The organism is Cupriavidus sp. 8B, assembly GCF_054589115.1.
Window position 1 is genome coordinate 1 of sequence record NZ_BAAILO010000575.1, and the last position, 520, is coordinate 520.

Consider the following 520-nt stretch of genomic DNA (forward strand, 5'->3'; position numbering starts at 1 on the left):
CCTGCTGGTGGGCCTGGGTCCGGTCGGCGCAACCGCGGCCAACCTGCTGGGACGCTACGGCGTCCGTACCCTGGCCATCGACAAGGCCGCGGATATATTCACCGCGCCCCGAGCCATCGCGCTCGATAACGAAGCGCTGCGCATACTGCAGATGGCAGGGCTCGAGGACGGCGCGTTCGATACGCTGGCCATTGCCAAGGTGCAGATGCATTCGCCGTTGTTCGGCAGATACGCGCGTGCAAACACAGCGGGCACCAAGGACTGCCACCCGCAACTGGTCACGTTCTATCAGCCAGATCTCGAACGCGCCTTGCGCGCCCGCTTAAGCCGCTACCCCTGCGTGAGCATCGCTCTCGGCGCCGATCTCACCGGTTTCGACGACGACGGCGAAGCGGTGCGGTGCACCGTGTGCCTTCCCGGCGGAGACACGGCCACCGTGCGCGCGCGCTATATCGTGGGCGCGGACGGCGCCAATTCTCTCGTGCGGCGCCACGCCGGCCTTGCCTTCGCCGGGAAGACC

Annotated in this window: 1 protein-coding gene; it reads left to right on the forward strand. The window is 67.3% G+C overall.

Features of this window, described 5'->3' with window-relative positions; genetic code table 11:
- Window position 1: 1 nt before the first annotated feature.
- A partial coding sequence (locus ACYP5B_RS48965) for an FAD-dependent monooxygenase (RefSeq protein ID WP_459574694.1) occupies window positions 2-520 on the forward strand: 519 nt, incomplete at its 3' end.